The following is a 21,953-nucleotide window of genomic DNA, read 5'->3' on the forward strand; positions in this document are numbered from 1 at the left end:
GCAAGCACAGCTCTTTAAGGTCGCCGACCGGATGATTGCAACATCCATAGCCGAAACGAATGCAAAGGAAAATGCCGTGCGGAAAACCATTGTCGCAGCCCTTCACGCACTGGTTCTAGTCATTTTTCCGGTCACATTGTCGGCGCAGCAGCAACTCGTCAGCGATCCCGAAATTTACGAGAAAGACCACTTCAACCAGACCTGCAAGGCAGCGACATACGGGGAGGGGTTCGTTACAAGACTCGACATCAACAATGATGGCTTGATGGATGCTGTCGTCAATCACGGTGTGCTGGGTTGTGACGGAGAGCAGGGCAAGAGTTGTGATGAGGATGGTTGCCCCTACAACTTCTATGTTCAGGTGAAGGAGGGCGGATATCTGATGATCGCAACAGCGCGGATCTATGACTACGAATTCGTCAAGCGCTTCGGCAACATGGTCTTCGCTCTCAAAATGCATCCGCGTTATTGCGAGCGTACCGACAAGGAGCCCTGCCTCATGACCGTCCGGGTACGGGGAACGAAGTTCGTTACCATCTCACGGAAGTAACATCCTATTCTCAAGACGGCATGCGCTTGATCGTTACCCGTTGATTGTAGCGGTCCCGAAGTGATCGAGGAAGAAAGAGGGTTGCGGCGGCCGTGGCGTAGATCGCCGCAGTGACAACCCATAATGCGGCAGATTGCAGAGCGCCGCCCAGGATCGCACCGCAGAGAGCCCCAATCACCATACCGAGCCACGGCACGATCTGGATATTCCAGTCAAAGCTGCGGTCGCCAAGTATGAAGCGGCCAATGCCTCGGCCAAAGCGAGAAAGGGCACCCGTCACATAGGTGAGGCCGATTGGCAGGCCCTCAATGTGTTCGACAGCGGCGTTGACCATGCCCATGGCAAAAACGATCAGGTAAAACTGTATGGCTGCTGTGTCCTCTCCGCCAAGCAAGGCGGCGATCGCGATCAGAGAGCCGACCGCGAACAAGACCGCAAACAGGCGGCGGGCGAAGCTGTGCGCAATGATGATGCCGCCCGCATTGCCGGCGATGAAGGCGATAACCGCAAGGAGCAGTTTCGCAGCGTGGCCATAGGCGCCGGTACCGGCTGAGACAGCCGCCCGTGTTGTGTTGCCCGTCATGAACGACACGAAGTCACCGGAAATACGAAGCCCGACGGCGTCGGTCATTCCGGCGATAAACGATATGGCGGCGACCAGCGCAATACCCGTTCCGGTACGTCTGGTTCTGATGATGTTGCGGCGTCTCTGTCTGGTCATGGAAAAGCTCGACATCGATAAAGAGGGTTGTTGGGCCCGGTCAGCGGAATGAGCAAAGAAAAATGATGAAGGCGCTTATTTGTAGGGCGTCTGGTGCCGATACGGCAACAATATCTCAACGCTCGGTGTGATTTATTTTGTCTAGACAAGTGAGAAAACCACCCCTACCATGCCTCAAATAAGGCGTTTAAAAATATCGCTCAAAAATAAAGCAACAGGGGACTTCATAATGAGGAAAAATCGGGTGTTTGCCGCAGCCGTAGTGCTGCTTTCGTCCACTGCCGCGCATGCGGAAACGTCTGTCTCAATCGGTATGTCGGGCTGGACGGGTTTCGCGCCGCTGACACTTGCCAAGGCAGCGGGCATCTTTGAGAAGAATGGGCTCAAGGTCGATATCAAGAAAATACCGCAAGCCAGCCGTCACCTCGCATTGGCATCCGGCGATATCCAGTGTGCCGCAACAACCGTTGAGACGTGGGTTGCCTGGAATGCCAATGGTGTGAAGTCCACGCAGATCTTCCAGATGGACAAGTCGCACGGTGCCGATGGCATGGTGGTTCGTAGCGACGTGTCCAAGATCGCTGATCTCAAGGGCAAAACTGTCGCCGCATCCGCACCTGGCACATCTCCCTATTTCTTCCTCGCCTGGATACTCAAGGAAAATGGTCTGACGCTGAAAGACGTCAAGGTCGTCAATCTTGAGCCGGGTCCGGCAGCACAGGCGTTTGTCGCCGGTCAGAATGATGCCGCCATGACATATGAGCCGTATCTCTCCACTGTTCGCGCTGCACCGGATCAGGGAAAGATCATTGCTACGACGCTCGATTATCCGGCGGTGATGGATACGTTCGGATGCACACCGGCTTTCCTGAAGGAAAACCCCGAAGCAGCCAAGGCGCTGGCCAAGAGCTATTTCGAGGCCCTTGAACTCATCAAGGCCGACCCGCAGAAGTCCTATGAGACGATGGGGGCGGACGTAAAGCAGTCCGGCGAGGCCTTCGCCGGTTCGGCGAAGTTCCTGGAATGGCAGGACAAGGCCGCCAACCAGAAATTCTTCGAAGGCGAGTTCAAGACCTTCTCGGAGAAAGCGGCAGACCTCCTGCTGGAGATCGGCGTGATCAAGTCGAAGCCGGATATCTCGACCCTCGCGGATACGTCTTTCATCAAGTAAAGCATCAGCATCAAGGGCGCGGTGGCGAAAAGCACCGCGCCCGTTTTTAGCTAGGCGCCAATATGCACCCTCTTCAACCGATCGGAAACGGAGCGAGGATAAGCCTCGGCATCCTGTTCTTCGTGCTGTTTTTCCTCGCCTGGGGCATCGCGACCTTGGGTGGTTTTGTGTCCCCCACCTTCCTTGCCGATCCGATCACTATGCTGAAGGATGGCATATACCTGCTGACGGATCAGGGGTTCGCGGCCGATATCGGTATGACAGTTTGGCGTGTCGTCGGTGGATTTGTCATGGCCTCGCTTGTGGCTGTGCCGCTTGGCATCGCCATGGGAGCCTACAAGCCGGTTGAAGCCCTGCTTGAACCGTTTGTTTCTTTTGCGCGCTATCTGCCTGCCTCTGCTTTCGTCCCGCTTCTGATCCTGTGGGCAGGGATTGGCGAGATGCAGAAACTGCTGGTGATTTTTATCGGTGCCGTATTCCAGATCGTGCTGATGGTGTCCGTGGCCGTTGCAGGGACAAGGCGCGATCTGGTCGAGGCCGCCTATACGCTTGGTGCCAGAGACAGAGGCGTGGTGCGCCGTGTTCTCATTCCGGCAAATGCGCCCGATATTGCAGAAATTCTCCGCCTCGTGCTGGGCTGGGCCTGGACCTACGTGATTGTCGCGGAACTGATCGGTGCGTCCTCCGGTATCGGTTACATGATTATCAACAGCCAGGCGTTGATGGCGACGGGCCAGATTATCTTTGGCATCATCGTCATTGGCATCATCGGGCTGATTTCGGATTTCGCTTTCAAGTTCTTGAACCGGAAGCTTTTTGCATGGAGGCTCGCCTGATGAGTGAACTCGTCGTCAAAGGCGTCAGCCGCACATTTCCCGGCGTCCGTGGCGGTCAGCCCACCCTTGCGCTGCAGCCGACGGATCTGGACATCCCCCGCAACGACTTTGTCACGATCCTTGGCCCGTCAGGGTGCGGCAAGTCGACCCTGCTGCGCATCATCGCCGGGCTGGATCGACCCACGACGGGCAAGGTTCTGTTGTCTGGTCAGGAAGTGAAAGGCCCAGGCGCCGATCGCGGCATGGTCTTCCAGTCCTACACCCTTTTTCCTTGGTTGACGGTGCGTGAGAACGTTGCTTTCGGCTTGAGGGAGCGCGGCGTCGCCGAAAAGGAAAAATGGGAGATCGTCGATAGCTACATCGCCAAGGTCGGTTTGCGCGGGTTTGAGAACCATTGGCCTAAACAGCTTTCGGGCGGTATGCAGCAGCGCACCGCCATTGCCCGTGCGCTGGCGAACGGCCCGAAGATCCTGCTTCTTGACGAGCCATTCGGTGCTCTCGACAACCAGACACGAGGTTTGATGCAGGAGCTTCTGCTCGGCATTTGGGAGCGCGAGCAGAAAACCGTCATCTTCGTGACCCACGACATCGAGGAGGCCGTCTTCATGGCGTCGCGCGTCGTCACGATGTCGGCGCGTCCCGGTCGTATCAAGTCCATCACGCCGGTCAACCTGCCTCATCCACGCCATTACACCATCAAGGCAAGCCCTGAGTTTTCTCAGTTGCGCGCCGTGCTTACCGAGGAAATTCGCGGTGAAGCCATTGCTGCGGCAGCGCATGGATAGCTGACGTATCGGGCTTGGAGGAAAGACCATGGGAATGGTGAGCGCAAAGGCCGGTCTTCAGGAAAAGTCGTTGCACGAGCGGATACGCAATGATGTCGAGCGCCGGATTGTGACCGGCGAATGGCCACCCGGTCATCGCATTCCGTTCGAACACGAGATCACGCGCCAATATGATTGTTCACGCATGACGGTGAACAAGGCATTGGGTGAACTCGTACAGCGTGGGCTTATCGAGCGTCGTCGTCGTCTCGGGACATTCGTCAAGCAGCCGCAGGTGCAGTCTGCCGTGCTTGAAATCCACGATATAGAGCGTGAAGTACATGCGCTCGGTCTGACTTACGGTTACAGGCTGGATAAACGCCTGCTTCGCACTGCTGATGAGAAGGACAGGCTGGCGATGGAGTTACCTGTCGGTGCGCCTGTCGTCGAATTGACCTGTACGCATTTTGCCGGTGGCGTTCCGTTTTGTCTGGAAGAGCGCGTCATCAATATCGGCGCGGTTCCGGAAACGGAGTTTGCTGATTTTTCCGAGATCGGGCCTGGAAGCTGGCTTTTGAAAATGGTGCCATGGAGCGCGGCTGAACATCGGATAAGCGCTGTCGCTATTGACCGGCGCAGCGCCGCCGCACTTGATATTCCAGCCGGGGCTGCCTGTCTTGTCATTCAGCGTCGTACATGGCATGGGTCGGAATACATAACCCATGTTCAAGTCACATATCCTGGCGAGCGGCATACACTAGTTGCCCAATTTTCTCCGTCCCAGAAGACTTGAAAGAGCAATAGTGGTCACTTTTTTGTAAAGATCAGTTTACGGTTGCGCTTTTGGCAATATAATAGTTGTCAAAAGAACTCATGTTTATTATCGGAACATCGTGCATGCACGACGTCATCCGTTATGACCCGGTTTTGAAAAACTGGCCAAATTTTCGGATGGGTTCATCGACGGAAATCCGGGATAAAATTCATGTCAGTTCAGACCTCCACTTCCTCCGCGCTCACCAAAACGGCAACCAGAGAGCGGCGCATCGCAAAAGTTGCAGTGATCGCGTTGCTGACCGGCCTTCACGCTGGTTCGGTTTTTGCGCAGGCTGTGCCCGGAACGTCGACAGAAACTGCCCCGCAGCAGACGAACCCAGCCACGCAGACGCCTGCGGCCAACCAGGCACCAACCGCTACACCCGTAACTCCTGCGCCGGCGCAAACGCCAGCACCGGTAGCACAGCAGACGCAGCCACCCGTTGAGGCGACGCAGCCTCCGGCTGCTGCGCCAGGTGAGCCGGCGCCTCCCGTTCCCGCGCCGACCAATGAAACTGTCGCTCCGCAGCCGCAAGGCGAGACAACGGCACCTGCAGCCGCCACTGAGAACTCGACGGTACTGGAGCCTATTGCCGACCCGGCACAGCGTGCAGACATTCCGCACAACCTGTCGCCCTGGGGCATGTTCATGGCCGCCGATTGGGTCGTTAAGGGTGTGATGATCGGACTTGCCTTCGCCTCGCTTGTGACGTGGACCGTTTGGGTCGCCAAGTCGATCGAGCTTGCTGGCGCACGTGTTCGCGCCGGCAAGACGCTCAAGGTGATCCGTAAAGCCAAGTCGCTGGTCGAGGCAACGGAAGCCGTCGAGAAACGAGGCGGTCCTGCTGCGCTCATGCTACGCATGGCCAGCCACGAGATGCACCTCTCGGACGCCGTTGTTGATCATACCGATGGTGGCGGCATCAAAGAGCGCGTCTCGTCTGCGCTGTCACGCATCGAAACCCATGCCGGTCGCCGTATGGCGCGTGGAACGGGCGTTCTGGCAACGATTGGCTCCACCGCTCCGTTTGTCGGTCTGTTCGGTACAGTCTGGGGCATCATGAATTCGTTCATCAGCATTTCCGAAACGCAGACGACCAACCTTGCCGTTGTCGCTCCCGGTATTGCTGAAGCGCTGCTCGCAACCGCCATCGGTCTGGTTGCGGCTATTCCCGCTGTTGTTATCTACAACGTCTTCGCCCGCTCGATCACCGGCTATCGCCATTTGCTGGCGGATGCTGCAGCAGGCGTAGAACGTCTTGTCAGCCGCGATCTCGATTTCCGTCGCATCCCGCCGGGCAGCAGCAGCAAGCCCGCTGTATCTCTGGTCGGACGGTGATCGGTCATGGCTGGCGGCATTCGCGAAAACAGCGGAGACGACCTCTCCGAAAACCATGAGATCAACGTTACGCCGTTCATCGACGTCATGCTGGTTCTGCTCATCATCTTCATGGTTGCCGCACCTTTGGCGACCGTGGATGTAAATGTTGATCTGCCTGCATCGACCGCCAAGCCGGCCGAACGCCCGGATGAACCGCTTTATCTCACCGTCAAGGACGATCTGTCTCTCAATCTGGGTAACGATCCTGTGGCGCGTGAAGCCCTGGCGGCTGCCATAGACCAGCAGACTGGTGGCAAGAAAGACACGCGTATCTTCCTGCGGGCCGACAAGGCGGTGGATTACGGGCATTTCATGGAAATCATGAACCTTCTTCGCGACGCCGGATACCTCAAGATCGCGCTAGTTGGTTTGGAGGGTGCCGCTGCCGCTTCGCAAGCTCCCGCCGCAGCTCAACCACCGGCGCCCACCACGCAGGGAACAGCACCATGACCGAAAACGGTTACCCGCAGTCCAAGCATTCCCGTATCGGGGAATTGGCGCTGTGGACCGTCGCGGCGCTGGTTATGTTCGGCGTCCACGCCGGTTTCGCATATTACTTGATGTTGGAGCCCGTTGAGCCGGAGTCGGACGGTTCTCCGCCCGCTGCAATCATGATCGAAATGGCCGCCATTCCTGAAGCGGTGAATACCGAAGAAACCACCCAGGCACAGGACACGGAAGACGCTGAAGAGGTGAAAACCGACAACAGTCAGCCGGTGGAAGAGGTTACTCCTGAAGAGCCCCCACCGCCGCCACCTGAGCCGGTTGCTGAAACCCCGCCGCCAGAGCCGGTGACACCGCCTGAACCGGTCGAAGAAGAAGTGGCCGAGCCTGAGGAGATTCCGGAACCTGTCGAAGAGATCGATCCGGTGCAGGAAGAAATGATGGCGGCACTCGAGAATGTCGAGGTGCCTCTGCCCGTCATGCGGCCTCCGCCGCCGCCGGTGGAAAAGAAGGTCGAAAAGAAAGAGCCGGTAGAGAAGAAAAAGGTCGAGCGCGAGCGTCCGAAGCCGCAGCAGGCATCGCAACTGCGGGAAACCGCGAAAGCCGAAGCGCAACAGTCGGACAGAACGGCCGCATCTCGTAATACCGGCGGACTGTTCTCGTCTTCCAACGTCTCTCCTGCAAAATGGGGTGCGCGGGTCCGTTCGCACATTGAACGTCGTAAGCCGCGTTCGCTGAGAGGCGGATCGATGACAGCGCTTGTCCGTTTTCGTGTGAATGATGCAGGCTCCATCAGTGGTGTGAGCGTCATACAGTCGACCGGTGACTCCTCGATCGACCAACAGATTGCTGCATGGGTTCAGAACGCTTCGCCAGTGCCGGCGCCTCCGCCGGATGCGGGTAAGACAGTCACGGTGCCGATCAGCATTCGATAAGCAAAATGGCCGGGCTCTCCCGGCCTTTTTTGTATCGACAATATCGACGTCCCCGCCTGTCTCCGGCGTCGAAATGGATTTCGCTCATTGTCTTGATGGTGTAGGTCTTGTCGTCTCCCAGAAACAAGGCATCCCACACATGAAACTATCCATTGCAGAGGCGGAGGATTTTGTATCCTCCATCTTCGAGCGCAACGGCGTTTTGCCTGAAAATGCACGCTCGGTCGCGCGCGCACTCGTTGCCTCCGAGGCCGCTGGACAGGGCGGTCACGGGTTTCGTCGCATTCCTGCCTATGTAAAACAGGCCCGGTCCGGCAAAGTCGATGGCAAGGTGCGTCCTTCCTTCGAGCGGACAAGACCGGGCGTTCTCGCTGTCGACGCCGGTTATGGTTACGCCTATCCGGCGATTGATCTGACCGTTGGCGAATTGCCGGAAATCGCACGACAACAGGGCATCGCGCTGGCGGTCATCGGTCGCTCGCATCATGCGGGGGTCATGGCGCTGACGGTGGAGCGTTTTGCCGAAATGGGCCTGGTTGCCCTGATGTTTGCCAATGCACCGGCTTCCATGGCCCCGTGGGGTGGGACGAAACCTCTTTACGGGACGAACCCGATCGCTTTTGCGACGCCCGTCAAGGATGCCGATCCGCTGGTGATCGATCTCGCCTTGTCCAAGGTTGCGCGTGGAAAGATCATGGCGGCCCGTCAAAAGGGCGAGACCATTCCCGGCGACTGGGCCTTCGATCGCGACGGTCGTCCAACCACCGATGCCGAAGAGGCAATGGCCGGAACCATGGCGCCAGCCGGAGAGGCGAAAGGCGCCGCGCTTGCCTTGATGGTCGAAATCATGGCCGCCGCCCTGACAGGCGGTAACTTCGCTTTTGAGGCGTCCTCGCTGTTCGACGACAAGGGCAATCCCCCATCGCTTGGCCACACCATCATCGCAATCGACCCATCCTCTACCGGCACGGCTCTTTTCACTGACAGGTTGGCCACGATTGTCGGAGAAATTGAAAGCCAGGAGAATGTCCGGCTGCCTGGACGAAGAAGCCAGGGTATACGCCGCAATTCGCTGGAAAGCGGCATTTCGATCGACAGCGATATCCTTGCGGAAATACAGGCACTTTGAAAAAAGAAAGCCCGGCGGATCAAAAAGATCCGCCGGGTTAAACCGCTCGCGCCTCGACGCAGACAGGAAATCATTTCCTGGCCATTTTCTGGTCCGCCATCCGTTCGTTCCAGAGCTCAACACCGAAAAGTTGAGCGCAGATCCCTGTGCCTGATGCTCAAAACAAACTGTCTGAGAGCGTCAGTGCCAGTTCCGTGCTTTTTCCGTGGCTCTGGGCGACAGGATCATGACGCATCAAGTCATCAAGCAGTTTTCACGTTCACGCAAAGGGGACGAATTGCGCGAACGTCAGATATCGCGGTCAATCAGGCCGCGCAGCAGCGCGGTACTGACGGCATTGAGAAGGTTGGCGGCGCCAAGCTTTGCGCGTGCGCCGTCCAAAACACCCCTGATGTCTTTTTCGTCATGTCCTGTAGTGGCCGCGATTCGGGAGGGATGCTGTCCCTGAGCGATCAACCCAAGATATTCTCGCTCCATATCGGAAAGGACGATCTCGGACGGATGATCGTATCCATGCTGCACTTGCGAAGACATGTTCGTTCTTTTCTTTTTTGGGAACCGGCTCTTTGAAGGGAACCGGGCATTGTCTTTTGCGCCCGCGAACAACAGAAAACACTCCGTCGTCAGAAGCCTGAAACTGCTCCCGTCGGTTCGTCTGCATCTGGGCCTGGGTCATAAAATAACGGTTTGCACCGTCAAAACCCCGGAGGCGGCGCCGTTGCCGGGTCCGGAAGATGGCCGCTATTAAGCGATATCGAAAATGAAGGAAATAACTTTAGATGCCACACGTCATGGTTTTGTTGTTACATTTTGGGGCAATTCGAGTTTTTCCGGGATTTTTTGGTGATGTTTTCTTCTTTGATCGGAAATATAATTGCGAAAATACCGCCTTATTCGGCGTAATGATATGTATATCTCTTACGGATCTCGGTCGGTGTTGCGCCGAACCATCTTGAAACAGAGCGCGAAAAGGCGCCTGGGGTAGAGTATCCCAGCCTGTAGCCAATATCGGAAACCGGCAGATCGCTCTCAATGAGAAGTCTGTAGCCGGCATCTTTACGGATCGTATCCTTGATCTCGTTGAGGTTGGTTCCAAGTTCCGTCAGCCTGCGCTGAAAGCTGCGTTCTGACAGATTGAAATAGGGCGCAATCTCCGTCAGCGACAGTTCCGCGTCGGTAAGCCGCATTTGCAGGTAGCGTTTCACCTGATCGATAAACTGGGTGGCTTCCACCGATGTTTCCGGCCGCAGCATTCGGCACTGCAAGCTCATCAACTCGAACAGCCGCGTATCGGCATGAGGATTGGCAATATCGAGCAATGCGGCCGGCACACGCAGCGTGTTGATCGCTTGTGAAAAGCCTATCCGCCGCGTCAGCCGATCTTTAAACAGTTGGATATTCTGCGGTTTTGGCCGTTCCAGGCCAATTTCGATCTGGTTGGTCCGCTCAGCCAGAATATCGCGTAGCCGCTCAAAAAGAATACCTAACGCCAGATCCACATATTGGTCACGTCTGGCAATAACCGGGGCAAACGTCCATGACAACGACGTGTGGTGCTCATCCATCGTCATCGTGAAATGGCTTGTATTGGTTGCGTAATAAACGTGATCTTGAAGAAATTGCAGAAACGACCGCACGTCTGGAGCACTCATCAGGCCATACCCAAAAGCCCCTGAAGCCCCGGCCGGAAACACAGACGCACATTGCAGGCCAAAGGCGTCGTCAGCGGAAATCACCGCACAGGTTTCCAGAAGACGGCAAAGCTTGTCGAGACTTATGCGTTCGGTCAGACTACCGAACTGGTTGGAATCGATGCCCAGAGCCCCGCAGATGGGGACGATATCAATACCGCGCGATCGCGCATAACCGCTCACACCGGCAGCGAGACCGGCCACGACCGTTATGTCGTCGTTGAGATGTTTTCCCGGCATCGGTCGTCTGGCGCATAATGTTGAGTATTTGTCGTCAGATGCTAAGCCGGGAACAATTATTTGTCGAGCGATGTGCTGCGCAAAGTTTCACGCATACAAGTCGAATAGCTTTGCTTCAGGACGGTGATGATGGTTTGACCGGCCTCGTCGATTGAGCCGCTATTGTCCACTGTCGTGACGTCGAAATCGCCAAGCACACTGAGTGTGCTGCGTTCCAGCCGCTTGAGGATATCCTCCTTGGTTTCGCGTCCACGCAACTCAAGCCGTTTCGCCAGAACATCCGGCCTTGCAACGACATTGACCACCTTGAGCTTGGGAAAAACCGTCTGGAATTGCGGCAAAGCGGACCGGGAGCCATTGGCGATCACCACGTTCCCCGCATCGAGATGATCGTAAACACTTGCCGGTATCCCGTACTTCAATCCATGCGCCTGCCAGTAGACGGCAAAAGCGCCTTGTTGCTGGCGCTGATCGAATTCCTCGGTGGAAACGGAGTCGTGGCTTTCGCCCCCTGCGTCTCCGCTGCGTGTGATCACGCGTCTTGTGAAATGGAAGCATGCCTTGTCCGCAAGGTGTCTTGCGGCATAATCCATCAGCGTGTCTTTGCCGGCACCGCTTGGACCGACAACCACGATCATGACGCCGGATGCAGAATGCTGAGTGCGCGCGCTACGATCTGCCTCCATCATGCGACACGTCTGCCTTGGCGCCAAACGGAACGAACGACCGGAACGCCGTGTTCGCGATGAACTCTGACGAGGTCTGCCCGCAGGCCGGTCTTGATGCGGCCGCGATCATCGAGACCAACCGTCCGAGCTGGCGTCGCCGTCACCATCGCCAAGGCTTGCGGCAAGGTGATGCCTTCCACCTGATCGGCAAGCAGGAATGGCGCATAGAGCAGGCTGAACGGCACGTAGTCGGACGACAGAACGTCCAGAACGCCAAGCTCCGCGAGATCGCGGGCAGCGATGTTACCGGAATGGGACTTGCCGCGAACGATATTCGGCGCGCCCATCAAGACGCTCATGCCGGCGCTGTGGGATGCGCGTGCGGCTTCGACGCTGGTGGGAAATTCTGCAAGCTTTACGCCGTGCCCGATCGCTTCGCCGACATGTGCTTCAGTCGCATCGTCGTGGCTGGCAACGGTTATGCCACGTTCCGCACAGTTTGCTGCCAGATAGTCGCGATGCTTGGCAGAATAGGCGGCAGAGGCAGCAACACGTCGCTTGACGAATTCGGCGAACGCATCATCGCTCAGTCCGCGCTTCTTTTGATAATAGAAGCTGTACTGTTCCATCGACTGGAACTGGCGCTGTCCTGGAGAATGATCCATCAGCGAGATCAATCGCACGCGCGGGTCTGTCTCGAAATCCTCGAAATGGTCAAGGACGTCGGAAGAGGCGACTTCACAGCGCAGGTGCAGAAGGTGATCGGCGCGCAGACGGTTCTGGTCGGACGCCGCTGCAATGGCATCGGCCATTTCGCGCATTTCGCCCTTTTTAAAACCACCGTCTTCATCAGAGCCAAGCCGCAGGCAGTCGAAAACCGTGGTGATACCGGACGATGCGACCTGTGCATCATGCGCCTGAATGGCGGCGATCTTGTCCCAGGTTACGCCAGGGCGCGGCGAATAATGTTGTTCCAGATGGTCCGTGTGCAACTCGACCAGTCCCGGGATCAGAAAGTCACCGCCAAAATCTTCACCGTGGGCCGATGGCCCCTCGCTGATATCCGCAATCTTCCCGTCGCGGATGAGAACGGAACCCGAGACAACATCGTCCTCCAGGACGATTCGGGCGTTGGAAAGAACGTGTTCGGTCATGGCGTGGCATCTTTCTTTGGCTGATGGCCGAGCGGCAACCAGCGATGGACGGCAAAAGGAGCGCCGCGGGTTTCTTCGGCGAACAGGGCAATGCCGGAAACGCTGAGCGGACGGTCTGTAAATTCGGAGAACTCGCTGGTGAGGATATCGCGCAGGCCCGTCGCCTCGCTGTCATCGACACGACCAGTCAGCGTCATGTGAAAACGGAAATCGTCCATGACATAGGGATAACCCCACAAAGAAAGATTTTGCCGCTGGCTTTCCGTCAGACTCTGTGGCCGACGGCGTGCGATATCGCTTTCGGAAAGTGGAGCACGGAACCTGTCGAAATGATCGACGATCTCGGCGGCAAAGTCCTGCAGCGGTTGGTAGGTGCGGTCGGGAACAAGCGCGAAAAAAGGTCCGAGCGCGTCGACCACCACACGCGGGATGTCGAAGGCCGACTGGCTTGCGGCAAAGTCGTCAAATGCAGAGAGGAGGTCAGCCTCGCTGTATTTTTCCGACAGCTCGAACGGAGCTTTCAAGGTGGCGTGGAAGCCATAGCGTCGCGGTTCCGCGGTTACGTCGGCAAAGGTGCTATGGTCGTCATGCAACGTCCCGGAGAAGGCATCGCGTCCCAGCCAGCGCGACGCCGCTTCAGTCAACGGATGATCTTTAGCCGGGGAAAAATAGATGGCGTAACGCACGTTCAGCACTCTTCAATGTCATGGAAACCGGGAGCGAAAAGCTATTTGGCGTGACTCGCCCGCTCCCCGCAAGGTCAGGAATGCGGGGTAAATTGTTTCCATGACAGAATGATGATGAAGGCGATAAAAATCGCCGTCAGTGGTGCTGTTTTCCGATCAGTCTGGACCGCAGTGCATTCGAGATATTATCGAACACGAAAACCACCGTCAGGATGAGCAAGACCATGTAAGCAACCTTGTCCCAGTCCGCGTTGGTCCCCATGGCCTCAAGAAGTTTCAGACCGATACCACCCGCGCCAACCGCACCGATAATCGTTGCTGAGCGCGTGTTGCTCTCCCAGAAATACAGCGACTGGGAAATGAACACCGGCAGAACCTGTGGCAACACGCCAAAGCGATTGACGGCGAGCGGCGATGCGCCAACGGATTTGACGCCTTCGCGCTGTTTGTCGTCGACGTTTTCCAGCGCTTCCGCATAGACCTTTCCGAGCGCACCGGTGTCGGTGAAGAAGATCGCCGCGATCCCGGGGATTGGTCCAGGGCCAAAGCTGCGTGTAAAGAACAACGCCCAGATCAGCATGTCGATCGAACGTAGGAAATCGAACAGCCGCTTCATGCCCCAGTTCGCCGCTTTGTTGGCGGTGATGTTGCGCGCGGCGATGAAAGCCAGCGGCAGGGCAACGACCGTACCGAACAGAGTGCCGACAAAGGCCATGACCAATGTCTGCATCAGTTTCGACAGAATATCCGCATGCTGCCAGACGCCGTTTTCAAGAAAATCATCGACCATATGGCCGATGTTAGAGCGCGCCGGATCAAGTCTCTCGCCCCAGAGAGCCAGAGCAGCCAGTTCGCCATAGCCCTTACCCCAGAACTCCGAGCGTGTGTCGAACCAGAAGTTGGCCCAGCCGAGGAACCGGCGCTGGACATAAACCTGGCTTGTGCGGATTTCTGCCTGACCGGCAAAGCCGTAGTGGACGATGACCTTGCTGCCGTCCTGCTGGATTGCGGCGGGAGCATCCGAAGGTACCTGGGCCGTATCGTCATTGATGGACACCGGATAGCTTTTGCCATCGATGAAGACATCGACCTGTGTTGGCGTGATATCGAGGCGGTTGTCTTCTCCACCATAGCTCACTCTATAGCCACCGTTGGCCATCGGCTGCAGCCAGCTAATGTTTGCATCGGCGGGGTACTGCCCACGGCTCGACCATTGCGGTACCACCTTGCCATCGTCGAAACGCAGGCGCGGCTGCGCCCGCCACGAATACCAGTCCTGGATATAGGTAGAAGCGCGGTCCCAGCGACCCTGCATGAAGGTGGGGCCGACATTGAAAAAGAAAAAGCAGGCGACGAGATAGGCGAAGACGACTGTTATACCGGTCAGAAGACCGTAGCGTTGCATGAAGCTGCGTTTGAAAACTTCCGGATGGGCAGAGGTCAGTCGCTCGCGTTCGCCAGCGTTGAGAACGAAACTGGACGACATCAGGCAGCTCCCCGTCCGAATTCAAAGGATTGATGTCCGATCAGTCTGCGGCGAAGCCAGGCGGAAAACTGGTCCACGGCAATGATCGTCACAAGCAGAAGAAGGATGATGGCATAGGTCTTGGCGGCATGATCGCGGCCGATGGCAAGACGAAAGACCTCGCCGATACCGCCGCCACCGACAGCGCCGATGATGGTGGAAGCACGCACGTTGATTTCGGCGCGCAGCAGCGCATAGGAAACGAAGTTCGGCAGCACCTGTGGCACAATCGCGAAACGAACGCGCTCCAGCCAGTTGGCGCCAGCCGCGCGCAATCCCTCATCCGGTTTCATGTCGGCGTTCTCGACCACCTCGAAGAACAGCTTGCCGAGCGCGCCGATCGTGTGAACGGAAATGGCAATGATTGCGGCAATAGGGCCGATCGAAAGGATGGCGGTAAGCAGCCCCGCGATGACGATTTCGGGGAAGGCACGAAGGATTTCCATTGTCCGTCGAACCACCCAGCGCACCAGGCCCGCGCCGACGAGATTGGTGGAGGCAAAAAAGCAGAGCACGAAAGCGAAAGCCGTGCCGATGATGGTTGAAACGAGCGCAATATTGAGCGTGATGATAAGTTGGTAGATGAAATGCGGAATGTAGAAGCTGCCGCTGATATAGACGCGATCCGCCGTATAATCGTATTTCAGCGATCCATCTGCATAAGGAGATGGCAGGTCGAACATGGCGCGAAAGACTTCAAGCGGACTGTCCGGCACGAAGGTCTTCAGGAAATCGAAAAAGTAAGGCAGGCGTTCGAAAAACTTGCCCGAATTGGCGTCATTGGCAAAGTTCAGGGATGCGCCGAGAATGATCAGAAACACCACCAGAGAGATGATGGTATAGATGCGTCGGGTGGCAAGTTGCCGCTGATAATGTCGCATCACGGTGGCGGACGATGCGCTCAATCCCCCGTTTTGCAGGTCGCCATGTTGCAGGGTCGTCGCCATACCGCTTTCCTTCTTGGCAAAAGCGGCAGTGCTTTTTGGCACCGCCGCTTCCGAAATGGTGTCGTGATAATCAGCCGCCGATAACGGACTTACGAGCGTCGATGATCGTCTGGTAGAAGGACGGATCGACCTTTACATAGCCGGTGTTCTGACCCTGGCTGAAGCCCTGGAAGCAGGCGAGATCCTTCTTTGGAAGTTCCATGAAGAAGTCTTCAACCTTCTGCTTCATGGCATCGCCCAGCTTGTTGGTAACCATCAGCGGGCCGTTCGGGATCAGCGGCGACTTCCAGACTTCAACGATATCGTCGATGTCGAGGTTGCCCTTGGCGACCATCTGGTGAAGGTTGCCGGCAGAATAGCCCTCTTCCCACTTGCCAACGCCCGAACCGAAGGTGGTGCCGACATCGAACTTCTTGTCGAGGACGGCGAGAACGAGGTTCTCGTGGCCGCCACCGAAACCGGTTTCGGAGAAGTATTCCTTGATCGATCCACCGATTTCCTTCGGCAGCGCGACGTTAGGAACGAGGTAGCCCGAGGTCGAGTCGGGATCGGCGAAGCCGAGCTTCTTACCCTTGGCATCGGCAAGCGTCTTGATGCCGCTGTCCTTGCGGGCAACCATGATCGTGTAATAGCCGGTGGCACCGTCAGAGCCAGCCGTGGTCAGGATAGGGTCAACGGCGTTGGGGTCGGTCAGAGCGATCTTGGCATAGGACGACGCGCCCATGGAAGCAATGTCGATCGTGCCGCCGAGCAGACCCTGGATAACGCCGTTGTAGTCCGGCGACGGGAAGATCTGTACTTCGGAAACGCCGGTTGCTGCCTTCAGGCCATCGGCAACGCACTTCGTGTTGCGGATCTGGTCGGCTTCGTTTTCGGAACCGTCGAGACCGATGCGCAGAACCTTGACGTCCTGAGCCATTGCGGAGCCGGCCAGAACGCAAACTGCGACCGCCGAAAGAAGGGCTTTCTTCAACATGGTTTTCTCCTCATGTCCGGCGAACCGGGGTTTGTTTATTGTGAAAGTGGCCCCTTTACGCGGGCGCAAACGATCCTCAGCGGTCTTAAAGCCCGGCCATAGCCAGCGGTTCAGGACCGGCAGATTGCTGCGACGCGCGGGCTGGAAGCTGCGCGCCGGGAATGTTGATGCTTGTCGACGTCATGGTTTCATCGATGCCGGCACCTTGCGAGTCCGTGCCGTAGATCGCCTTGACCGCAGTGGCTGTCAGCTCTGACGGTGTGCCGTCGAAAACGACGCGGCCACCCGACATGCCGATGATGCGTTCGCAGTAATTGCGCGCCGTATCCAATGTGTGCAGGTTGGTGATGACGGTAATGCCTTCGCGCTCGTTGATGTCGCGCAGCGCGTCCATCACGATCTTGGCATTCAAGGGATCAAGAGACGCGATCGGCTCGTCGGCGAGAACCATTTTCGGCGACTGCATAAGGGCGCGGGCGATTGCCACACGCTGCTGCTGACCACCGGAAAGGGTGCCGGCGGCCTGCATGGCGACGTGCTCGATCCCGAGGCGCTCGAGGGCCGCGATCGCCATCAGGCGCTCGTCGTGCGTGAAGATGTTCAAGAGGCTGAGTGCCGTCGAACGATGGTTTAGACGACCGAGCATCACATTGGTGAGAACGTCGAGACGCGGTACCAGATTGAACTGCTGGAAGATCATGGCGCAATCGCGCTGCCAGTTGCGCAGGGCAGCACCTTTCAGCGCGGACACTTCCAGGTCGTTGAAATGGATCGAGCCTGCGGAAGGATCGACGAGCCGATTGATCATGCGCAGAAGGGTTGATTTGCCAGCGCCTGAACGTCCGATCACGCCGACCATCTGGCCCTGCGGGATATCGATATTCACGGCATCGACGGCAGTGTGGTTGCCGAAACGGCGCGTGACTTGCTTCAGGTGAAAGCTCATTTCCCCGTCCAATCTTTTTTTGACGGGGATCGACCTAACAGCGCTCCGTGAAGTCCGAATGTCAGTTTAATGAAGAAAATATTACACGGAAGGCCGAGATACCTGGCCGCTATACTTCGAAACGAATGCTTCGGCACCCAGTGCGCGGAAATCATCGAGTGCCGACCGGAGGGTGGCATGGTCCCAGTCCCACCACGCCAGACGGTCCATGCGGGTACCGAGTTCGGCCGTGAAACGTTCGCGGATCAACTTTGCCGGCACGCCGCCAACGATCGTATAGGGGGCAACATCTTTCGATACCACAGCACCGGCTCCGATGACTGCACCGTTTCCAACCGTGACGCCTGGCAGGATTGTGACGCCGTGGCCGATCCATACATCGTGTCCGATCCACACCCGTCGCGCGCGCCTGGCATCGAAGAAGTCGTGCTCGTTTTCCGCGTCATCCCAGTAATTGGCGGCGCGATAGGTAAAATGGTGCAATGTTGCCCGTTCTACCGGGTGATTGGTGGCGTTGATGCGCACTGACGCTGCGATATTGACGAACTTGCCGATTGTCGCGCACCACACCGAACCGTCCTGCATGATGTAGGAATAGTCACCCATCTCCACCTCTTCGAGCCGGCACCGTTCCGAAATTTCGGTGTAGCGGCCAATGGTCGAATTGGTAACGCGGGCTGTTTCATGGATAGCGGGTTCGAGGCCAACCTTGACACTCATGCTGCAGCCTTTCGAGGGGAGAATTGTGAGACGTCGATAATGCGGTCGGCGACGGCCTCACGCACTTCCTCATCGTGAAAAATGCCGAGCAGGGCGGTGCCCTTGCTTTTCTTGTCGAGGATCATGTTCACGACGACCTGGCGGTTGGCGCCATCAAGAGAAGCCGTCGGTTCGTCCAACAACAAAATTGCGTGATCGGTGATGAAACCACGGGCGATATTGACGCGCTGTTGTTCACCGCCGGAGAAGGTTGCCGGTGGCAGCGTCCACAATTCGCGCGGTAGATTGAGCTTGGCCAGGAGTTCACCGGCCCGCTCGCGTGCTTCCGTAGCGTCGACCTTGCGGGCAAGAAGCGGTTCGGCCACGACATCGACGGCCGAAACACGCGGCACGGTACGAAGGAACTGGCTGACGTAACCGATGGTCCGATGACGGATGTCGAGGATCGTTCGTGGTGCGGCACTGCCAAGGTCGACCACCTGACCTTCGTGGCGGATCAGGATCTGACCGCCGTCGATGGCGTAGTTGCCGTATAGCATCTTGAGGATCGAGCTTTTGCCGATGCCGGACGGACCACCCAGAACGACGCACTCTCCACTGCACACGGAGAAATTGACGTCACGCACCACCGGCAGTTCAAGGCCGTCGCGCAGATGCATGGTGAAGCTCTTGAAGACTTCGGAAACGACGAGAGGCGTTGGCATGTTGATATCTTTCGCTTTTGCGCGGCGCTTAGACCTGAAGGATCGAGGAAACGAGAAGCTGGGTATAGGGCTCGCGCGGATCGTCCAGAACCCGGTCGGTCAGGCCATGCTCGATGACGTTGCCGCCCTTCATCACCATCATCCGGTGAGAAAGAAGCCTTGCTACGGCGAGGTCGTGTGTCACGACAACGACTGCGAGGCCGAGATCGGTGACGAGATTACGGACGAGGTCAAGCAGGCGGGCCTGAACGGACACATCGAGACCACCCGTTGGTTCGTCCATGAAAACAAGGCGAGGGGACGTGACGAGATTGCGGGCGATCTGCAGACGTTGCCGCATGCCACCGGAAAAGGCTCGCGGCTGGTCGTCGATACGGTCGGTACCGATCTCGACCCGCTCCAGCCAGTCGCTGGCGGAATTGCGAATGTTGCCGTAGTGCCGGTTGCCGACAGCCATCAGCCGTTCGCCGACATTGGCGCCGGCCGAGACCGTCATGCGTAACCCGTCAGCCGGGTTCTGGTGCACAAAGCCCCAGTCGGTGCGCATCAGCAGTCGACGCTCAGCCTCACTCATCCGGTAGAGATCACGTACCGAGCCATCGCGCAGACGGTATTCGACACTGCCGGCTGTCGGCATCAACCGTGTGGAGATACAGTTGAGCAGGGTGGTCTTTCCGGACCCGGATTCGCCGACGATAGCGAGAACCTCGCCGGCGTACAGTTCAAAGGAGACGTTGCGGCAACCGGCACGGTCGCCGTAATATTTCGAAACGTCCTGAACTTTGAGAAGGGGTGCGTCACTCATTCGGCTGCCTCTTTCACGTCTGCCAGCATCAGGCCCTTGTGGCCGTGGCAGCGCCGGTCTTCGCAATGGTCGGTGTCTGAGCAGACGAACATTCGCCCGCCCTTGTCGTCGAGAACCACCTCGTCCAGATAAACATTTTCGGCGCCGCAAAGCGCGCAGGGCTTTTCAAAGCTCTGGATCTCGAAGGGGTGATCCTCGAAGTCGAGGCTGACGACCTCTGTGTAGGGCGGAACGGCGTAAATGCGCTTTTCACGTCCGGCTCCAAACAACTGCAGCGCTTCCGACATGTGCATTTTCGGGTTGTCGAACTTCGGGGTCGGCGAAGGGTCCATGACGTAGCGACCCGCCACTTTTACCGGATAGGCGTAAGTCTTGGAGATACGCCCGTTATGGGCAATATCCTCGTAGAGCCTGACATGCATCAGGCCATATTCCTCCAATGCGTGCATGACCCGCGTTTCGGTCTCGCGCGGCTCGAGAAAACGCAGGGGCTCGGGGATCGGCACCTGATACACCAGAACCTGCCCCTCGCGCAGTGTCTCCTCAGGGATACGGTGGCGTGTCTGGATAATGCTTGCATCACCGGTGCGGGTGGTGACCGCGACATTTGCGACCTTCTGGAAGAAGGCTCGGATCGATACCGCATTCGTGGTGTCGTCCGCGCCCTGGTCGATGACCTTCAGAACATCGTCAGGGCCGATGATCGAGGCGGTGACCTGAACACCTCCTGTTCCCCAGCCGTAGGGCATGGGCATTTCCCGTGATGCGAAAGGTACTTGATAGCCGGGAATGGCGATGGCTTTGAGGATCGCCCGGCGGATCATGCGCTTCGTCTGTTCGTCCAGATAAGCGAAGTTGTAGGTCGCCAAGTCGTCGTCGAATGAAACTTCTTTAAGCATTGCGCGTTAACCTTGCGAAAAAAGGAGTACAAAGCTCATGGAGATGGGAATTCTTGCCGCAGTCTTCTTTGCTGTATTCGCAGCATCGAGTATCTTTTGCGCCTATTGGTTCGGCGAAGAACGCAGCCGCTGATTTATTCGGCTGCATCGTTCATCCATTCTGCCTCTGAGGCGTTCATCGCGTCGAAATCGGCGCGCATTTTCCTGACGAGAACAAGTTCAGCCTGGAAATCCACGTAGTGTGGCAGTTTCAGGTGTTCCACGAAGCCCGTCGCTTGGACGTTGTCGGCATGGGAAATCACGAACTCTTCGTCTTGCGCGGGCGCGACAACGTCCTCCCCGAATTCGCTTGCTCTCAGGGCGCGGTCCACAAGTGACATCGCCATTGCCTTGCGTTCGCTTTGCCCGAAAACCAGGCCGTAACCGCGTGTGAACTGGGGGGGTGCCTTGGCCGAGCCTTTGAACTGGTTGACCATCTGGCATTCAGTCACCTGAATGTCGCCGATTGAAACGGCAAATCCGAGCTCTGGAACTTCAAGCTCAATTTCGACGGAGCCGATGCGGATTTCTCCGACAAAGGGATGGTTGCGCCCGTAACCGCGCTGGGTCGAATAGGCGAGAGCGAGCAGAAAGCCTTCATCGCCCCGTGCCAGGGATTGTAGTCTCAGGTCACGCGGCATTGGAAATTCCATCGGCTCGCGTGTCAGGTCGCCCGGGATATGGTCTTCGGGCATATCGCCATCGGTTTCGATCAATCCCTCGCCTGCAAGAATATCGGAAACGCGCATCACATGCTCCGCGTTGCCTTCTCGCACATTGGCGGGTTCCACCGTCTCGTCTTCCAGCAGGGATGGATCGAGCAGGCGATGGGTATAGTCGAATGTCGGTCCCAGCAATTGGCCGCCGGGCAGATCCTTGTAAGTTGCCGAAACCCGCCGTTGAACCGCCATATCGGCAGTGTCGATCGGAACGGAATAGCCGAAACGCGGTAACGTCGTGCGATAGGCGCGTAACAGGAAAATCGCTTCGATCATGTCGCCACGTGCCTGCTTGACGGCAAGGCCGGCGAGTTCGGGATCGTAAAGCGATGCCTCAGCCATGACGCGGTCGACGGCCAGCGCAAGCTGCGAGACAATCTGATCGACTGTCATGGCAGGCAGGTTGCGGTCACCGCGCCGTTTGTCGGCGAGCAGTCGGTGGGCATTTGCAATGGCGGCTTCCCCGCCTTTGACGGCAACATACATC

At 57.4% G+C, this 21,953-nt stretch carries 24 protein-coding genes; 9 read left to right on the forward strand and 15 right to left on the reverse strand.

The window, feature by feature from the left end; genetic code table 11:
- Nucleotides 1-31 precede the first annotated feature (31 nt).
- Nucleotides 32-550 carry a hypothetical protein gene (locus HWX89_RS09310; RefSeq protein ID WP_138794919.1) on the forward strand — a complete coding sequence of 173 codons (519 nt, stop codon included), beginning with the start codon at nt 32-34 and terminating at the stop codon, nt 548-550.
- A gap of 10 nt (nt 551-560) precedes the next feature.
- On the opposite strand, the gene HWX89_RS09315 is transcribed toward HWX89_RS09310, so the two are convergent.
- Nucleotides 561-1,271 carry a YoaK family protein gene (locus tag HWX89_RS09315; RefSeq protein ID WP_138794214.1) on the reverse strand — a complete coding sequence of 237 codons (711 nt, stop codon included), beginning with the start codon at nt 1,269-1,271 and terminating at the stop codon, nt 561-563.
- A 229-nt stretch (nt 1,272-1,500) separates the two neighbouring features.
- Between HWX89_RS09315 and HWX89_RS09320 the strand changes: the two genes are divergently transcribed.
- The 8 genes from HWX89_RS09320 (at nt 1,501) to HWX89_RS09355 (ending at nt 8,747) form a co-directional block, all read left to right on the forward strand.
- Nucleotides 1,501-2,442, forward strand: coding sequence for an ABC transporter substrate-binding protein (locus tag HWX89_RS09320; protein WP_178340685.1), 942 nt, complete (start codon nt 1,501-1,503; stop codon nt 2,440-2,442).
- Between the two features lie 62 nt (nt 2,443-2,504).
- Nucleotides 2,505-3,278: an ABC transporter permease gene (locus HWX89_RS09325; protein ID WP_138794216.1), complete on the forward strand. Its 774-nt coding sequence runs from the start codon at nt 2,505-2,507 to the stop codon at nt 3,276-3,278.
- Nucleotides 3,278-4,063 carry an ABC transporter ATP-binding protein gene (locus HWX89_RS09330; protein WP_138794217.1) on the forward strand — a complete coding sequence of 262 codons (786 nt, stop codon included), beginning with the start codon at nt 3,278-3,280 and terminating at the stop codon, nt 4,061-4,063. Before HWX89_RS09325 ends, HWX89_RS09330 begins: the two co-directional genes overlap by 1 nt.
- A 34-nt stretch (nt 4,064-4,097) precedes the next feature.
- On the forward strand, nt 4,098-4,835 hold the full coding sequence (gene hutC, locus HWX89_RS09335) for a histidine utilization transcriptional repressor HutC (protein WP_138794920.1): 738 nt from the start codon (nt 4,098-4,100) through the stop codon (nt 4,833-4,835).
- Between the two features lie 192 nt (nt 4,836-5,027).
- Nucleotides 5,028-6,197: a tonB-system energizer ExbB gene (gene exbB, locus HWX89_RS09340; protein ID WP_138794218.1), complete on the forward strand. Its 1,170-nt coding sequence runs from the start codon at nt 5,028-5,030 to the stop codon at nt 6,195-6,197.
- A gap of 6 nt (nt 6,198-6,203) precedes the next feature.
- On the forward strand, nt 6,204-6,689 hold the full coding sequence (exbD, locus tag HWX89_RS09345; RefSeq protein ID WP_138794219.1) for a TonB system transport protein ExbD: 486 nt from the start codon (nt 6,204-6,206) through the stop codon (nt 6,687-6,689).
- A complete protein-coding gene (gene tolA, locus HWX89_RS09350; protein ID WP_138794220.1) occupies nt 6,686-7,618 on the forward strand; it encodes a cell envelope integrity protein TolA in 933 nt (310 codons plus the stop codon). The genes exbD and tolA overlap by 4 nt, the downstream gene beginning before the upstream one ends.
- 139 nt (nt 7,619-7,757) lie before the next feature.
- Nucleotides 7,758-8,747 (forward strand): Ldh family oxidoreductase, encoded by a 990-nt coding sequence (locus HWX89_RS09355; protein ID WP_138794221.1) that lies wholly within the window; start codon nt 7,758-7,760, stop codon nt 8,745-8,747.
- A gap of 288 nt (nt 8,748-9,035) precedes the next feature.
- Here the strand turns inward: HWX89_RS09355 and HWX89_RS09360 are convergent, their stop codons facing one another.
- From HWX89_RS09360 to HWX89_RS09425, 14 genes are all read right to left on the reverse strand, one after another.
- Complete coding sequence (locus tag HWX89_RS09360; protein ID WP_138794222.1) at nt 9,036-9,281, reverse strand: helix-turn-helix domain-containing protein; 246 nt, start codon at nt 9,279-9,281, stop codon at nt 9,036-9,038.
- A 356-nt stretch (nt 9,282-9,637) separates the two neighbouring features.
- Entirely contained in the window at nt 9,638-10,678 is a 1,041-nt protein-coding gene (locus HWX89_RS09365; protein WP_138794223.1) for a helix-turn-helix domain-containing protein, read from the reverse strand.
- Nucleotides 10,679-10,734: 56 nt separating this feature from the next.
- Complete coding sequence (gene phnN, locus HWX89_RS09370) at nt 10,735-11,364, reverse strand: phosphonate metabolism protein/1,5-bisphosphokinase (PRPP-forming) PhnN (RefSeq protein WP_246705142.1); 630 nt, start codon at nt 11,362-11,364, stop codon at nt 10,735-10,737.
- A complete protein-coding gene (locus HWX89_RS09375; RefSeq protein ID WP_138794224.1) occupies nt 11,364-12,500 on the reverse strand; it encodes an alpha-D-ribose 1-methylphosphonate 5-triphosphate diphosphatase in 1,137 nt (378 codons plus the stop codon). Before HWX89_RS09375 ends, phnN begins: the two co-directional genes overlap by 1 nt.
- Complete coding sequence (locus HWX89_RS09380) at nt 12,497-13,195, reverse strand: DUF1045 domain-containing protein (protein WP_178340686.1); 699 nt, start codon at nt 13,193-13,195, stop codon at nt 12,497-12,499. The genes HWX89_RS09375 and HWX89_RS09380 overlap by 4 nt, the downstream gene beginning before the upstream one ends.
- Nucleotides 13,196-13,322: 127 nt before the next feature.
- Entirely contained in the window at nt 13,323-14,672 is a 1,350-nt protein-coding gene (phnE, locus tag HWX89_RS09385; RefSeq protein ID WP_138794226.1) for a phosphonate ABC transporter, permease protein PhnE, read from the reverse strand.
- The gene (gene phnE / locus HWX89_RS09390) at nt 14,672-15,658 is read right to left on the reverse strand and encodes a phosphonate ABC transporter, permease protein PhnE (RefSeq protein ID WP_138794922.1); all 987 of its coding nucleotides are present in this window, start codon (nt 15,656-15,658) and stop codon (nt 14,672-14,674) included. The genes phnE (HWX89_RS09385) and phnE (HWX89_RS09390) overlap by 1 nt, the downstream gene beginning before the upstream one ends.
- A 70-nt stretch (nt 15,659-15,728) precedes the next feature.
- A complete protein-coding gene (gene phnD / locus HWX89_RS09395) occupies nt 15,729-16,634 on the reverse strand; it encodes a phosphonate ABC transporter substrate-binding protein (protein WP_138794227.1) in 906 nt (301 codons plus the stop codon).
- Between the two features lie 85 nt (nt 16,635-16,719).
- A complete protein-coding gene (phnC, locus tag HWX89_RS09400) occupies nt 16,720-17,580 on the reverse strand; it encodes a phosphonate ABC transporter ATP-binding protein (RefSeq protein ID WP_138794228.1) in 861 nt (286 codons plus the stop codon).
- An 81-nt stretch (nt 17,581-17,661) separates the two neighbouring features.
- A complete protein-coding gene (locus HWX89_RS09405) occupies nt 17,662-18,300 on the reverse strand; it encodes a DapH/DapD/GlmU-related protein (protein ID WP_138794229.1) in 639 nt (212 codons plus the stop codon).
- The gene (gene phnL / locus HWX89_RS09410; protein WP_138794230.1) at nt 18,297-19,004 is read right to left on the reverse strand and encodes a phosphonate C-P lyase system protein PhnL; all 708 of its coding nucleotides are present in this window, start codon (nt 19,002-19,004) and stop codon (nt 18,297-18,299) included. The genes HWX89_RS09405 and phnL overlap by 4 nt, the downstream gene beginning before the upstream one ends.
- 28 nt (nt 19,005-19,032) lie before the next feature.
- Nucleotides 19,033-19,809 (reverse strand): phosphonate C-P lyase system protein PhnK, encoded by a 777-nt coding sequence (phnK, locus tag HWX89_RS09415; RefSeq protein ID WP_138794231.1) that lies wholly within the window; start codon nt 19,807-19,809, stop codon nt 19,033-19,035.
- Nucleotides 19,806-20,708, reverse strand: coding sequence for an alpha-D-ribose 1-methylphosphonate 5-phosphate C-P-lyase PhnJ (locus HWX89_RS09420; protein WP_138794232.1), 903 nt, complete (start codon nt 20,706-20,708; stop codon nt 19,806-19,808). Before HWX89_RS09420 ends, phnK begins: the two co-directional genes overlap by 4 nt.
- 134 nt (nt 20,709-20,842) lie before the next feature.
- A complete protein-coding gene (locus tag HWX89_RS09425; protein WP_138794233.1) occupies nt 20,843-21,952 on the reverse strand; it encodes a carbon-phosphorus lyase complex subunit in 1,110 nt (369 codons plus the stop codon).
- Nucleotide 21,953 lies beyond the last annotated feature (1 nt).

The organism is Rhizobium sp. RM, assembly GCF_013390595.1.
Classification (GTDB): Bacteria; Pseudomonadota; Alphaproteobacteria; order Rhizobiales; family Rhizobiaceae; genus Agrobacterium.

Coding starts and splice junctions, on each gene's coding strand:
- HWX89_RS09310 (WP_138794919.1), top strand. CDS start 32: ATGATTGCAACATCCATAGCCGAAACGAATGCAAAGGAAAATGCCGTG.
- HWX89_RS09315 (WP_138794214.1), bottom strand. CDS start 1,271: ATGACCAGACAGAGACGCCGCAACATCATCAGAACCAGACGTACCGGA.
- HWX89_RS09320 (WP_178340685.1), top strand. CDS start 1,501: ATGAGGAAAAATCGGGTGTTTGCCGCAGCCGTAGTGCTGCTTTCGTCC.
- HWX89_RS09325 (WP_138794216.1), top strand. CDS start 2,505: ATGCACCCTCTTCAACCGATCGGAAACGGAGCGAGGATAAGCCTCGGC.
- HWX89_RS09330 (WP_138794217.1), top strand. CDS start 3,278: ATGAGTGAACTCGTCGTCAAAGGCGTCAGCCGCACATTTCCCGGCGTC.
- hutC (WP_138794920.1), top strand. CDS start 4,098: ATGGTGAGCGCAAAGGCCGGTCTTCAGGAAAAGTCGTTGCACGAGCGG.
- exbB (WP_138794218.1), top strand. CDS start 5,028: ATGTCAGTTCAGACCTCCACTTCCTCCGCGCTCACCAAAACGGCAACC.
- exbD (WP_138794219.1), top strand. CDS start 6,204: ATGGCTGGCGGCATTCGCGAAAACAGCGGAGACGACCTCTCCGAAAAC.
- tolA (WP_138794220.1), top strand. CDS start 6,686: ATGACCGAAAACGGTTACCCGCAGTCCAAGCATTCCCGTATCGGGGAA.
- HWX89_RS09355 (WP_138794221.1), top strand. CDS start 7,758: ATGAAACTATCCATTGCAGAGGCGGAGGATTTTGTATCCTCCATCTTC.
- HWX89_RS09360 (WP_138794222.1), bottom strand. CDS start 9,281: ATGTCTTCGCAAGTGCAGCATGGATACGATCATCCGTCCGAGATCGTC.
- HWX89_RS09365 (WP_138794223.1), bottom strand. CDS start 10,678: ATGCCGGGAAAACATCTCAACGACGACATAACGGTCGTGGCCGGTCTC.
- phnN (WP_246705142.1), bottom strand. CDS start 11,364: ATGGAGGCAGATCGTAGCGCGCGCACTCAGCATTCTGCATCCGGCGTC.
- HWX89_RS09375 (WP_138794224.1), bottom strand. CDS start 12,500: ATGACCGAACACGTTCTTTCCAACGCCCGAATCGTCCTGGAGGACGAT.
- phnE (WP_138794226.1), bottom strand. CDS start 14,672: ATGTCGTCCAGTTTCGTTCTCAACGCTGGCGAACGCGAGCGACTGACC.
- phnE (WP_138794922.1), bottom strand. CDS start 15,658: ATGGCGACGACCCTGCAACATGGCGACCTGCAAAACGGGGGATTGAGC.
- phnD (WP_138794227.1), bottom strand. CDS start 16,634: ATGTTGAAGAAAGCCCTTCTTTCGGCGGTCGCAGTTTGCGTTCTGGCC.
- phnC (WP_138794228.1), bottom strand. CDS start 17,580: ATGAGCTTTCACCTGAAGCAAGTCACGCGCCGTTTCGGCAACCACACT.
- HWX89_RS09405 (WP_138794229.1), bottom strand. CDS start 18,300: ATGAGTGTCAAGGTTGGCCTCGAACCCGCTATCCATGAAACAGCCCGC.
- phnL (WP_138794230.1), bottom strand. CDS start 19,004: ATGCCAACGCCTCTCGTCGTTTCCGAAGTCTTCAAGAGCTTCACCATG.
- phnK (WP_138794231.1), bottom strand. CDS start 19,809: ATGAGTGACGCACCCCTTCTCAAAGTTCAGGACGTTTCGAAATATTAC.
- HWX89_RS09420 (WP_138794232.1), bottom strand. CDS start 20,708: ATGCTTAAAGAAGTTTCATTCGACGACGACTTGGCGACCTACAACTTC.
- HWX89_RS09425 (WP_138794233.1), bottom strand. CDS start 21,952: ATGTATGTTGCCGTCAAAGGCGGGGAAGCCGCCATTGCAAATGCCCAC.